The organism is Nonomuraea dietziae (genome assembly GCF_014195505.1).
GTDB lineage: Bacteria > Actinomycetota > Actinomycetes > Streptosporangiales > Streptosporangiaceae > Nonomuraea > Nonomuraea roseola.
In genome coordinates, this window is sequence record NZ_JACIBV010000001.1 from 1,521,381 (window position 1) to 1,533,503 (window position 12,123).

Consider the following 12,123-nt stretch of genomic DNA (forward strand, 5'->3'; position numbering starts at 1 on the left):
TGGAAGCACGGACTCGCAGCGCACTACCGCGGCGCTGTCACCGCCGGAACCAGGCCTGCTCGGAGGTGATCTTGCAGGGCCACTGGATCGCCTTCTTGCCCTTGAGCTTCTCGCCTGACCCGATGGCCAGGCACATGCCGGTGGCCCTGTTGCGCAGCCGCTGCATGCCGTCGTAGACCCACTCCTGGGCCAGCCCGCCATCGGTGCACGGCCACTGGATCGCGACCTTGCCCTGCTTCTTCTCCCCCCGCCCGATCGCCAGGCACAACCCGGTCTTGACGTTCACCAGCCGACGGTCGGAGCGGTGGATCCAGCGCTGGGCCTTGCTCCCGATGCAGGGCCACTGGATCACCGGCTTGCCGGCCTTCACCTCTCCCCCGCCGACGGCCAGGCACATGCCGGTGGCGCCGTTGACGTGCGCCCGGCCGGGGCCGGCGGAGGACGCCACGGCCTGTGAGGACGCGGCGGGCGACAGGGACAGGACGGTCAGGGCGGTCACGACCACGGCGGTGGTCTTGGAGCTCGTGCGCATGGAGGTCCTTCACTCGGTGGGTGATCAAGGGGGGATGGGATCACGAGACTGGTCACGATGGGCAAGCAGGCCGGGACAGCTCCCCCTGCGGCCCACGGCGGGCAAGCGGCCCTTGACCGTTTGCCCGCGGAGACCTGTGGCACCAGGATCATGGCGGCACGATTGTTCGACACCCCTCATCAGACAGGCAAACAATGCTTCTCTCGGCGAACGGGTCCTCGCCACGCCTCCCCGACCCGTGGCAGTGGCTTCTGACACCGATCGGCCCTCGTGCGTTGCCTGCCCGCGCAGGCCTGCACGCCGCGACGCACGCGATCGGCGAACCCGGGTCACGCGTCGAGGCGAACCCTCTTGGTCGTCCAGTGAACGGAGTCCGATAGCGGTGGCAGGCCGTCGCGAAAGTCCGGTGGACCCGGAAGCAGGACCGGTTCAACGCTTCGCCTCCGAGTTACGCGACCTGCGCCAGAAAGCGGACGGCCTCACCTATCGGGCCATGGCCAAGCGCGCGGGTTACTCGGTCACCACGCTGTCGCAGGCGGCGGCGGGCGAGCGTCTGCCTTCACTGCCCGTCGTCCTGGCCTTCGTGCAGGCATGCGACGGAGACCTCTCCGAATGGGAGCGCCGCTGGCAGCAGGTCGCCGATGAACTGGCCCGCCAGAGGGCGGACGAGGATGACGCCGCCGGGCCGTACCTGGGGCTGGCTTCCTACGACACCCATGATTCCGGTCGATTCTTCGGACGGGAGCGGCTCGTCGAGGAGGTGCACGAGTTGCTTCGGCGGCATCGCTTCGCCGCGGTGTTCGGCCCTTCGGGCAGCGGTAAGTCGTCCCTGTTGCGTGCCGGGCTCGTCCCCGCGGCACGTGGGGAGACGACACCCTCGGGTCAGTCCTTCGGGCAGAGCCTGGTACTCACCCCGGGGGAACACCCGATGCGGCACGCCGACCGGTTCGTCCCTGGCGAGGGCGGCTTCGACACACTGATCGTGGTCGACCAGTTCGAGGAGGTGTTCACGCTCTGCAGGGACCAGCGTGAGCGGGGGCAGTTCATCGACCTGCTGCTCAGCGCGCGACAACCGCAGAGCGGGATGAAGGTGGTCATAGCGGTGCGCGCCGACTTCTACGGGCGATGCGCCGAGCACCGCGAGCTCACCGTAGCGCTGCGCGAGGCCAACCTGCTGGTGGGGCCGATGCGGCACGAGGAGCTCAGGGAGGCGATCGTCCGGCCGGCGATGGCCGAGGGCCTGACGGTGGAGCGGGCGCTGACGGCCGCGATCGTCGCCGACGTCGCCGACGAGCCGGGGGCACTTCCGCTGATGTCGCACGCGCTGCGGGAGGTCTGGCGCCGCCGTACGGGCAAGATGCTGACCTTGGGCGCCTACGAGAGCGTGGGCAGGGTCCATGGGGCGATCAGCCATACCGCGGAGGAGCTCTACGCCGGCCTGTCGCCGGCGCAGGCGAGGATCGCCCGGCGGGTCCTGCTCAGGCTGATCAGTCCGGGCGAGCAGGCCCAGGACACCCGCCGTCCCGCCGCCCGGGCGGAGCTGGACCCCTACGGGGAGGCGGACACCGCGCTGGTCATCGAGCAGCTGGCCGCGGCCAGGCTGCTCACGCTGCACCAGGACAGCGTGGAGCTCGCGCATGAGGCCTTGATCGAGTCGTGGCCGCGACTGCGTGGATGGGTGGACGAAGGACGCGATCGCCTGCGCACACATCGGCAGTTGACCGAGGCGGCCCAAGGGTGGGAGGCGCATGGCCGGGATGCCGGGCTGCTCTACCGGGGCAGCCGCCTGGCCGTCGTCGACAAGCTGTTCGTCGAGCCGGGGGACCGCGACGACCTCACGCCCCTAGAACGGGACTTCGTTCACGCGAGCGCGGCACTGGCCCGGCGCACCTCCCTCATGCGGGTCGCCGTCTCGGCCGTTCTGGTGATCTTGCTGGTCGCCTCCATGGTGGCGGCGGGAGTCGCCGTCCGGCAGGCCGGACTGGCCGACGACCGGCTGCGGGAGGCGACGGCCCGGCTGGCCGCCAGACGCGCGGCCACCCTGCGGATGAGCGACCCGCAGCTGGCCCGCCGCCTGAGCGCCGCCGCCTGGCGGATCGCCCAGGTCCCCGAGGCCAGGAGCGAGCTGATCGACTCGATGGCGCTCCCCTTGGTGGACGTCGTCACCGCCCCGTACAACGCGACGGACCTGGTGCATGGGCTCAGCGTGGACGGCACCAAACTGGCCGTCTACACACCCGGGACGGCGGCCGAGCCTGCCGCCCTGCGTATATTCGACCTGGTCACCAAGAAGGAGATCGCGAACACGAGATGGAGCGGGCAGCAGGTCTGGAAAGTGGTGTGGAGCCCCGACGGCCGTACGGTGGCGGTGGACGACGATACCGACACCCGGTTGTGGGCCGTCGACGGCGCACGATTGACGGATCTCGGCGTGGCATTCCCCCAGCTCGCTCCTACGGAGTTCAGTCCGGACGGGCGCTTTCTCATCGGGGTCCGCGATGAGCTGAACGAAGTCTGGAGCGTCGCGGACGGCACACGCGTGCTCCTTGAGCCGGTCAGCGCCATCAGCCCGGACGGCCGGCTGGCCCTGGTCATCCCGGTGAACGCCGACGAGTTGACGGCCACCCTGTCATCCTCAGGCGATGGAAGGAGTTCGGGGCGGCGAGTGGAGCTGTGGGACTTCGAACAGCGCAAGCCGCTCCGGGCCTCCTGGCTGCCGCACACCGCCACGGACGGCGCGTTCAGCCCAGACGGCAAGCACCTGGCCGTCTCCACCTCCGACGGCATCTGGCTGTTCGACCTCTCCTCGGGCAAGGCGGTTCTACGCCCGCTGCTTCCGGCGTCCGGGCGCGTGGAGTTCAGCCCCGACGGCCGGTTCCTGGTCGGAACGCAGGCGGAGGGGCGGGTGACCTTGTGGCGGGTGGACGACGGCACACTGCTGATGAGCTCCCCGATTCCCTCCGACGTCGTGGCAGCCGATGCCCGTTTCTCACCGGATACCCGCCTTCTCCGGGTGACCGGCCAGTACGGCACGGTGAACGTCCTGGACATCTCCCCCTACACCCACCCCGAGGTACTCGCTCCGGGAGGTGACGAGCGGCTGTTCAGCCCCGACGGCCGCTACCTGGTGACGACGAATCACCGGAAGGGCAGGCCGGAGGTGCGCCTTTGGGATGTCGCCGCGCGCAAACCCGTGAGCGGCCCGCTACCCGTCGACGATCTTCCTGAAGAGGATTCCACGGAGACGGCGTACGCCCCGGTGTTCAGCCCCGATGGGCGTACGCTCGCGCTCGCCCACCCCGCGTCCCCCGTGGTGACCTTGTGGGACGTCACGAACGGCCGCCGCGTCGGCGCGTTCCGCGTCCGGAGCCGGGGCGCCGTCGGAGTCATGTCCCTGACCTTCTCCCCCGACGGCGAAACCGTCGCGTTCGTCCCGCTCAGCCCGTATCCAGATGACAAGGAGGCGATGTGGGACCTGGAGCTGTGGGACGTGCGAGCTCGCCGATGGCTCCGCACCGTCGCCGGTGCGGGATCCGGGATCATGATCTTCGAGCCTGACGGGCGCCGGCTGTTCGTGGACGTGTCCCCGGAGGGGCGCCTACTGGTCGACACGGCCACCGGCGAGATACGCCGGCGATCATCCGACGCCCGCGCCGAGGGAGAGATTCTCTTCATCGAGAACATGGCCGCGATCGGCGACGTCGACGGGCGTGTGACGTTCTGGGACAGGGAGTTGCGCAGGCCCCTGTCCCCGCCGCAGACGGCGCACACGGCATCGATCAACGCTCTCGTTCCTTACCCGCGGGGCGAACTGCTCGCCACCGTCGCCGGCGAAGGCGAATACGGCATCCAGCTATGGGACTGGCGGGGACACCAGCGGATCGCCTCACCGATCACCTACCACACCCGGTCCGTACCGGCCGTGGCGTTCAACCGGACCGCTCTCCTCGTCTCATCCGCCGACGGGGCCTTACGGGAGATCACCGTCGATCCAGGCGCCGCCACCGCCGTGATCTGCCGCCGGGACGGCGGCCTGTCCCCTGCCGAGTGGCAAGCGCACATCCCGGAACTGGCCTATCAGCGGACCTGCCACCGATGACCTCATGGAGCTGCCGCCTGACGGGGCTCCGCCATACCGCGGGCGGGCTACCGCAGAAGTTGCAGCACCGTCGGCAGGGCGGGTGAAGGTCCCCTTCTCTTTCCACCCTGCGGCTGACGCGCAGGACGGCGTCCCGTTCGTAACCTGATGCGGCCCAACGGCCTCGAACGAACCGCTCGCGCAAGGATCTGCGCCGTTTCCCGGCAGCGAGCCCGTTCACAGCGCCCTGTATGGCCGCCACATACGAGAGAGGACGGACTTTATGCGTGCAGCCATGACCCTCCTGACCGGGATCACGCTGGCCGGTGGCCTGCTGGTGGCTCCCGCCGAGGCCTCCGGCGGAGCCGGCGGAGCCGGCGGAACCATCGTCGAACTGCAGAACGCCGCCACCGGCATGTGCCTGGCGATCGGCCGCGGTGAGGCGCGCAAGGGCAAGACCGCCATCCAGTGGCCCTGCATCCACAGCCCGGCGCAGCGCTGGATGATGACGTCCGAGGGGTATCTGGTCAACGTCGCGACCGGGATGTGCCTGGCGATCGGCGGCGGACAGGAGCGCAGGGGCAAGGCCGCCATCCAGTGGACGTGCAACGGCGGATGGGCGCAGCGCTGGAAGAACAAGCAGATATGGCGTGGCTCCACGGATTCCCAGATCTCCGGCCTGCCGCGGCACTTCATGAACGGCGCGACCGGGATGTGCCTGGCGATCGGCAACGGACAGGCCCGCAAGGGCAAGGCCGCCATCCAGTGGCCGTGCAAGAAGTCGCTCTCACAGGCCTGGCACATCACCGTGGTCGGCTAGGAGCCGCAGAGCGTGAGGCTCTATCGGCCGGGGGTGACGAGGCCGGCTTCGTAGGCCAGCGCGACCGCCTGTGCGCGGCTGGTGAGGTTGAGTTTCGTCATGGCGCGGTTGAGGTGGGTCTTGACGGTGGCGGCGCTGACGCACAGGCGGCTGGCGATCTCGGTGTTGGACAGCGCGTGCCCGACCAGCTTGAGCACCTCGGCCTCGCGGGCCGTGAGGCTGCCCAGCTCGGGCGAGGGCGGAGCGGCGGCCGGGGTGGGGCGGCGGGTGTAGGCCTCGATCAGGCGGCGCGTGACGCTGGGGGCGAAAAGCATGTCGCCGGAGGCGACGGTGCGGATGGCGGCGATGAGCCGTTCGGGCGGGGTGTCCTTGAGGAGGAACCCCGACGCCCCCACGCGTAAGGCGCTGTAGACGTACTCGTCGAGGTCGAAGGTGGTCAGGATGAGCACCAGGGGCCGGTGGTCGTGCTCCGCGGCGAGGATGCGCTCGGTCGCCGTGACGCCGTTCATCCCGGGCATCCTGATGTCCATGAGGATCACGTCGGGGCGGGTGGCCGCCGCCATGCCGACGGACTCCTCGCCGCTCGCCGCCTCTCCCACGACGTCCAGGTCGGGTACGGCGCGGATGAGCGCCGCCAGGCCCGCACGGATGAGAATCTGATCGTCGACGACGAGTACCTTGATCATGCGTTCGGCTCACCGGGCGGGTCGGAGGGCTGATGGACAATGCCGGGGGGCGGCATGGGCAGGGTGACCACGACCTCGAATCCGCCTGACGGCTTTACTCCGGCCGTGACCGTTCCCTTGTAGAGCTTGACGCGTTCGCGCATGCCGATCAAGCCGTGACCGTCTCCCTGCGAGGTGGGCGCCGTTCCGACGCCGTCGTCGGCGACGCGTAGTTCCAGCTCGCGCCCATAGGTGAGCGAGACCCACGCGCTCGCCTGGCCCGCGTGTTTCAGCACGTTGGTGAGGCACTCCTGAACGACCCTGTACGCGCACAGATCGATCCCGGACGGCAGCGGGCGCACGGAACCGGTGATCGACACATGGACCGGCACGCCCGCCGAGCGCACCCGTTCCACCAGTTGGTCGAGCCGTTGCAGGCCGGGGACCGAGTCGTAGCCGTCCCCCTCGTCGTCGGCGTCGATGCGCAGGACGGACAGCAGCCGCCTCATCTCGCCCATGACCTCGCTGCCGGTGTCGGCGATGGTGGAGAGCGCGCCGCGCGCCGTCGCAGGGTCGGAGCCGAAGACGTACCGGGCCAGCCCCGCCTGGATCACGATGACGGACATGTGGTGGGCGACCACGTCGTGCAGCTCGCGAGCGATGCGTACCCGTTCCTCGGTGACGGCGCGCCGCGCCCTGTCCTCCTGCTCCTGGCGCAGCCGCTGCGTGAGGTGGGCCAGCTGCTTGTTGCGCTCGACCAGCAGCCGGGTGCTGTTGCCGAACGTCCAGGCGACCGCGACCATGACGCTCACCTGCACGAGGTTCGGCCAGAGGTACTCGCCAGGACCGAGGAACGACGCGTGCCACCAGGAGGCCGCCACGGGCAGCCCCCACGGGAGCGAGACCGCCGGGCGCCGCCGGCTGGCCACGGTGTAGAGCGCCAGCAGCGGTGCCACCTCGTTGAGCCTGGAGTCGTAGCCCGCCGCGTGAAAGACGACCGCCGCAGCGCACGAGATCGCCAGCACGGCGAGCGGAGCCCTCCGCCGCCATGCCAGCACGAGGTTGGTCAGGAGCGTCAACCCCACGCCGACGGCGTCCAGGGGGCGCTGCGCATAGCCCAGATCGCCGGAGTCCGTGGCGAACGCGAATCCGAAGCCCAGGGTGGTGCCGGCGGCCACCACGCTGAATGTCAGGTCGACGACGAAAGGATCGATCTCGGCGAGCCGTCTGAGGGACGGCAGCACCTTTGCGCGCATCAGCGCATGGTAGCCGCGATCGTCTCCGTCCCTCATCGGCCGCATGGCTACCTGCCGCTACGACTCGGGCGGTATGCGCCGCGCGCCGTACCGCGCAGGTTTACCTCCGCGGCCGTCCGCGGCCTTGGAGGCGATGCAGGCACGGCATCGCGGCCCGTGACAGGCGTCATGCAGGCACCTGCTGCCGGCTCTTTCAACTGAACTATTGAGTACAGAAACAACTGTCCTGTACAGTACAGTTCAGTTAATCTCCTCAGCGAAAGGCAGCCATGAACGAGACCTGGGCCGTGGTCCACGCCGAACGCGAGGCACTGATCCGAGATCTGGAGACCGTCCCACCGGAGCGGTGGACCACACCGTCCCTGTGCCCCGGCTGGGACGTGCACGACGTCGTGGCGCATCTCGCCGATGACGCCAAGACCACCCGCCTGAGCTTCCTTCTCCGTCTTGCCGCCGCCCGCTTCGACTTCGACCGTTACAACAACGCGGGAGTCGCCCGGGAGCGCGCCGGCGAACCGCGACGCACGCTCGCCTCGTTCCGCGCGGCGCGCAGGAGGACTACCGGGGCTCCTGCGCCGCAAGCCACCCGGCTGGTCGAAGCGTTCGTGCACGGAGAAGACATCCGGCGCCCACTCGGCCTCAGCAGGGACCATCCGGTCCAGCACGTCGCCGCCGCGCTGCGTTACCAGCTCGGCGCGGGAGTGGCGCTCGGCGACGGCAAGGAACGAGCGCGTGGACTGCGCCTGATGGCGAGCGACACGGCTGTCGATGTCGGCAAAGGCCCTGAGGTGCGCGGCACCGCCCTGGCGCTGCTGCTGGCGGTGTCCGGGAGGCCCGTCGGCCCAGACGAGCTGACCGGCACCGGCGTCCCCGCGCTGACACGAGACGGAGGACTCCACCACGGGTGACACCGCAGGAGCGGCGCGGGAGATCGATGCCCTGTTCACCGCCTCGATCGGATGCCCGGCTCGACCGAAGCCGACCTTCCTCTAGATATTCGTTGACACGAATATTCTCTATGGTGAATACTTCACCTCATGGACGCACTCCTCACCGCACTGGCCGACCCGGCCCGCTGGCGGCTCGTCTGCCTGTTGGCCGAGCGGCCCCGCCCGGTCGGCGTCCTCGCCCAGCTCGCCGAGGCGCGCCAGCCGCAGACGACCAAGCATCTGCAGGCCCTTGAGCGCGCCGGCGTCGTCACCTCCCAGCGCACCGGCCAGCGCCGCATCTACGCGCTCCAGCCCGGTCCGCTGCGGGAGTTGGCGGCGGCGCTCAGCCGGCTCGCCGACACCGCCGACCAGGCCGGTGGCCCGCGCGAGACCTACGACCGCTACGGGCTGAGCCTGCGCGCAGAGCGGCTCGCCGCGCAGGAGCGGGGGTGGGCCGACAGCCGCTCATTCAGATTCCACCGGTCACTGATGGGACCCCCCGAGCTGGTCTGGCGCCACCTGACCGAGGCCGCCCTGCTCGCCCGATGGTGGACGCCCGACGATCTGCGCGTCTCCGAGCTCCTCTTCGAGGCGCGGCCGGGTGGGCGGATCGTCCACGAGTACCGCGATGCCGAGGACGCCGACGGCTCCGACCTGGTCGCCGGGCGCGCGCATGGAGTCGTCGACGACGTACGCCCCGGTGAGCGCCTCTCCTACCGGCTCTCCCCGCTGCTTCCCGACGGCAGCCTCGCCTTCACCGCCCACGTCGACCTCGGCCTCCGGCCCACCGACGCCGGCACGGACCTCGACGTCCACTGGCGGATCACCGACAGCACCGTCGACTCCGCGGACTTCGTCGCGGGCATCGAGATCGGCTTCGGCCAGAGCCTCGACAAGCTCGCGGCGACCCTCGCCGCGAGCCCGCACGACACCGACAGCACCGGGCACGTCAACACCGAGCACGTCAGCACCGGGCACGACACCGACACAAGGAGCACGACATGACCAACCCGACCGGCCGCAGGGTGACCGCGAACCTGAGCCTCACCCTCGACGGGCGTTACAACGGTCCCGGCGGGCCCAGCGATTTCGGGGCGTTCGCCCCGTATGTGACCACGGAGGTCGCGCGCGACCACATGACCCGCATCTGGGAGGGCGCGACGACGGCGCTGCTCGGCCGGCTCAACGCCGAGGGATTCATGGGGTACTGGCCGTCGGTCGCCGACGACGAGAACGCCGATCCGCGTGATCGCGGGTACGCGAAGTGGCTGGTCGACACGGACAAGGTGGTCCTCTCGACCACCTTGACGCAAGCGCCGTGGGAACGCACCCGCGTGGTGAGCGCCCCCGCCACGGACGTCGTCACCGAACTGAAGTCCACCGGTGAGGGCGACATCCTCGTCAACTCCAGCGCGAGCATCATCAAGCCGCTGCTGTCGGCGGACCTGCTCGACCGGCTGTACCTCATGATCTTCCCCGAGATCGCCGGGGGCGGGCAGCGACTGTTCGACGACGGCCTGCCGGCCACGAAGTGGACACTCTCTCACCAGCACACCGGCGAGCTGGGCGAAATGGCCATGGTCTACGACCGAGCCCGCTGAACCGACCGATCAGGGTCAGCGCACCCCGCCCACGACCGCCTTGCCCTCGCCGGCAGCCGCCGCGTAGAACGACCCGAGGGCCTCGAATCCCTCATGAGCGCCGAGGAACGGCTATCGCCGGCACCCCGATCGATGCCGGGTCCGCCATCATCATGAGACTGCGGGCGATCGGGAAGACGTCCGCTGACCACCCCGTCCCGCTCCGAGTTCCCTCGGCCCTCCTGCTGCGGGCAACCCGGCAGCTGGTAAGACTCACCTGCGGCTACTCGCGGGCGGCAGACCCTCGATCCGAGTCGCGTTCTTGGGCGATGCGGTTCTGCACCTGGTCCCATTCGATGGGCAGTCGCTCGGCGGGCACCGTCCAGAAGATGAACGTGGACTCCCGCATCACAGCACGCTTGCGACGCATGGTCGTCCTGTGCGGCTCGGTGGCGGCGTAGGCGTGCACGGCGGCCTTGTCGGTCCAGGCGGAGACGGTCCAGAAGGTTCGTTTGAGCAGGTCGGCCTTCAAGGAGACACCCAGAGCACCAGGCGATCGACGAGCCTGGCGCAGCAACGTCATGGAGGCCATCAGGAAGCCTGGCACCTGGCGCAGCGATCTGACCTCCAGACGAGAGGCCATGATCAGCGCGTCGGGCGCGACAGGGGTGTCAACCTTGATCCAGGGCACAGTGGGCATCAAATGGCCTTTCGGTGGTGAGGTGTGGCGAGGTCGCGGGAGGCGAAGCCGTCCGCCTCCCGTCGAGGTTGGGTCCTGCACGCATGGGAAACACCCCCTTGCTGCGGTCCACCCTAGGGAGATCGGAAGGTCGGCAGAATGGCCGTCTGTCTTCGCCACATGTCCCAGCGTCTCGCCCCTGCGGCGTTCTCAGCGAAGATCACCAACGGGGCCGAACTCGCCCGAGGGCGGGGGCGCTCTTCGCGCGATAAGTCGGACCGAGGAGGGCCGCCACCCCGTCCGGCTCGCTTGGAGCGACGGTCGTCAGCTGAACAGACCGGTGACGAGTTCCATGCTGCATCCTCGCTGCGCACGTCGAGCGGCCCGAGAACTCCGATACGCATCGGCCCAGTATCCCGGCTCAGGCCAGCACGCCTCGAATCCTCGTCGAGGACCTCGAGGGCTGGAAGGAGCGGCTCTGACGGTGTGACGACGTTCACGCCCGGTTGACTTGGAGCGCGCTCGAAGCCCTAGCGTCCCTGGGCAGAAGACGGTTCCGAGCCAGGAGGCAGCAGCATGAACAACGTCCCCACCCGGTACCTGGGCGAACTGGCGGTCTCCGCGCAGGGCCTGGGGTGCATGGGCATGAGCCACGGCTACGGCGCCACGGACGACGCGCAGTCGATCGCGACCCTGCAGCACGCCCTCGACCTCGGGGTGACCTTTCTCGACACCGCCGACTTCTACGGCGCCGGGCACAACGAGGAGCTGATCGGACGGGCCGTCGCAGGGCGCCGCGACGAGGTGGTGCTGGCCACGAAGTTCGGCTTCGCCAACCGTCTGGGCGAACCCACCAGGGTCCGCGGTGACGCCGCCTACGTGCGGCAGGCTTGCGAGGCGTCGCTGCGCCGGCTCGGGGTCGACCACATCGATCTGTACTACCAGCACCGGGTCGATCCGCAGGTGCCGATCGAGGAGACCGTCGGCGCCATGGCCGAGCTGGTGCGGGAGGGGAAGGTCCGTCACCTCGGGCTGTCCGAGGCCGGGGCGCCGACCATCCGGCGGGCGCACGCGGTGCATCCGATCGCCGCGCTGCAGAGCGAGTGGTCGCTGTGGACCCGCGACCTGGAGGCGGAGATCGCCCCGGTCTGCCGTGAGCTCGGCATCGGCCTGGTCCCCTTCTCCCCGCTCGGGCGCGGCTTCCTGACCGGCCGCTACAACTCGGTCGAGGGGCTGGAGGAGAGCGACGTACGGCGCGGCCAGCCGCGTTTCGCCGACGGCAACCTCGAAAGGAACCTGGCGATCGTCGCGAGGCTGAACGAGCTGGCCGCGGCGAAGGGAGTCACCGCCGGCCAGCTCGCCCTGGCCTGGATGCAGTACCGGGGCGACGACGTGGTGCCGATCCCCGGCACCCGGCGGCGGCAGTACCTGGAGGAGAACCTCGCGGCCCTGGACGTCGAGCTGTCCGGCGAGGACCTCGCCGCCATCGAGGCCGCCGCCCCGCCCGACCAGGTCGCGGGCACCCGGTACGACGCGACCAGCCTCTCCTTCGTGAATGGTTGAGCCCACGCCCTCGGAGCGGTT

At 69.7% G+C, this 12,123-nt stretch carries 10 protein-coding genes; 6 read left to right on the plus strand and 4 right to left on the minus strand.

The window, feature by feature from the left end:
- Nucleotides 1-37: 37 nt before the first annotated feature.
- The gene (locus FHR33_RS07420) at nt 38-532 is read right to left on the minus strand and encodes an RICIN domain-containing protein (protein WP_183645241.1); all 495 of its coding nucleotides are present in this window, start codon (nt 530-532) and stop codon (nt 38-40) included.
- 34 nt (nt 533-566) lie between these two features.
- Here FHR33_RS07420 and FHR33_RS07425 point away from each other — a divergent pair, with 34 nt between their 5' ends.
- Together FHR33_RS07425 and FHR33_RS07430 are read left to right on the plus strand one after the other, a co-directional pair.
- On the plus strand, nt 567-4,631 hold the full coding sequence (locus FHR33_RS07425) for an nSTAND1 domain-containing NTPase (protein WP_281388310.1): 4,065 nt from the start codon (nt 567-569) through the stop codon (nt 4,629-4,631).
- A gap of 274 nt (nt 4,632-4,905) precedes the next feature.
- Nucleotides 4,906-5,430 (plus strand): RICIN domain-containing protein, encoded by a 525-nt coding sequence (locus tag FHR33_RS07430; RefSeq protein WP_183645243.1) that lies wholly within the window; start codon nt 4,906-4,908, stop codon nt 5,428-5,430.
- 20 nt (nt 5,431-5,450) lie between these two features.
- Here the strand turns inward: FHR33_RS07430 and FHR33_RS07435 are convergent, their stop codons facing one another.
- Nucleotides 5,451-6,116: a response regulator gene (locus FHR33_RS07435; RefSeq protein ID WP_183645244.1), complete on the minus strand. Its 666-nt coding sequence runs from the start codon at nt 6,114-6,116 to the stop codon at nt 5,451-5,453.
- On the minus strand, nt 6,113-7,351 hold the full coding sequence (locus FHR33_RS07440; RefSeq protein WP_183645245.1) for a sensor histidine kinase: 1,239 nt from the start codon (nt 7,349-7,351) through the stop codon (nt 6,113-6,115). The genes FHR33_RS07435 and FHR33_RS07440 overlap by 4 nt, the downstream gene beginning before the upstream one ends.
- 269 nt (nt 7,352-7,620) lie before the next feature.
- Between FHR33_RS07440 and FHR33_RS07445 the strand changes: the two genes are divergently transcribed.
- From FHR33_RS07445 to FHR33_RS07455, 3 genes are all read left to right on the plus strand, one after another.
- On the plus strand, nt 7,621-8,259 hold the full coding sequence (locus tag FHR33_RS07445) for a maleylpyruvate isomerase family mycothiol-dependent enzyme (protein ID WP_183645246.1): 639 nt from the start codon (nt 7,621-7,623) through the stop codon (nt 8,257-8,259).
- A gap of 129 nt (nt 8,260-8,388) precedes the next feature.
- Nucleotides 8,389-9,285, plus strand: a complete 897-nt coding sequence (locus tag FHR33_RS07450; RefSeq protein ID WP_183645247.1) for a metalloregulator ArsR/SmtB family transcription factor — start codon at nt 8,389-8,391, stop codon at nt 9,283-9,285.
- Nucleotides 9,282-9,881, plus strand: coding sequence for a dihydrofolate reductase family protein (locus FHR33_RS07455; RefSeq protein WP_183645248.1), 600 nt, complete (start codon nt 9,282-9,284; stop codon nt 9,879-9,881). Before FHR33_RS07450 ends, FHR33_RS07455 begins: the two co-directional genes overlap by 4 nt.
- A gap of 262 nt (nt 9,882-10,143) precedes the next feature.
- On the opposite strand, the gene FHR33_RS07460 is transcribed toward FHR33_RS07455, so the two are convergent.
- On the minus strand, nt 10,144-10,551 hold the full coding sequence (locus FHR33_RS07460) for a DUF3291 domain-containing protein (protein WP_221240987.1): 408 nt from the start codon (nt 10,549-10,551) through the stop codon (nt 10,144-10,146).
- Nucleotides 10,552-11,115: 564 nt separating this feature from the next.
- Here FHR33_RS07460 and FHR33_RS07465 point away from each other — a divergent pair.
- On the plus strand, nt 11,116-12,102 hold the full coding sequence (locus tag FHR33_RS07465) for an aldo/keto reductase (RefSeq protein WP_183645250.1): 987 nt from the start codon (nt 11,116-11,118) through the stop codon (nt 12,100-12,102).
- Nucleotides 12,103-12,123: the final 21 nt, after the last annotated feature.

Bases quoted from the DNA above. Each gene is read 5' to 3' on its own strand.
- FHR33_RS07420 (WP_183645241.1), bottom strand. From the start codon at position 532: ATGCGCACGAGCTCCAAGACCACCGCCGTGGTCGTGACCGCCCTGACC.
- FHR33_RS07425 (WP_281388310.1), top strand. From the start codon at position 567: ATGGGATCACGAGACTGGTCACGATGGGCAAGCAGGCCGGGACAGCTC.
- FHR33_RS07430 (WP_183645243.1), top strand. From the start codon at position 4,906: ATGACCCTCCTGACCGGGATCACGCTGGCCGGTGGCCTGCTGGTGGCT.
- FHR33_RS07435 (WP_183645244.1), bottom strand. From the start codon at position 6,116: ATGATCAAGGTACTCGTCGTCGACGATCAGATTCTCATCCGTGCGGGC.
- FHR33_RS07440 (WP_183645245.1), bottom strand. From the start codon at position 7,351: ATGCGCGCAAAGGTGCTGCCGTCCCTCAGACGGCTCGCCGAGATCGAT.
- FHR33_RS07445 (WP_183645246.1), top strand. From the start codon at position 7,621: ATGAACGAGACCTGGGCCGTGGTCCACGCCGAACGCGAGGCACTGATC.
- FHR33_RS07450 (WP_183645247.1), top strand. From the start codon at position 8,389: ATGGACGCACTCCTCACCGCACTGGCCGACCCGGCCCGCTGGCGGCTC.
- FHR33_RS07455 (WP_183645248.1), top strand. From the start codon at position 9,282: ATGACCAACCCGACCGGCCGCAGGGTGACCGCGAACCTGAGCCTCACC.
- FHR33_RS07465 (WP_183645250.1), top strand. From the start codon at position 11,116: ATGAACAACGTCCCCACCCGGTACCTGGGCGAACTGGCGGTCTCCGCG.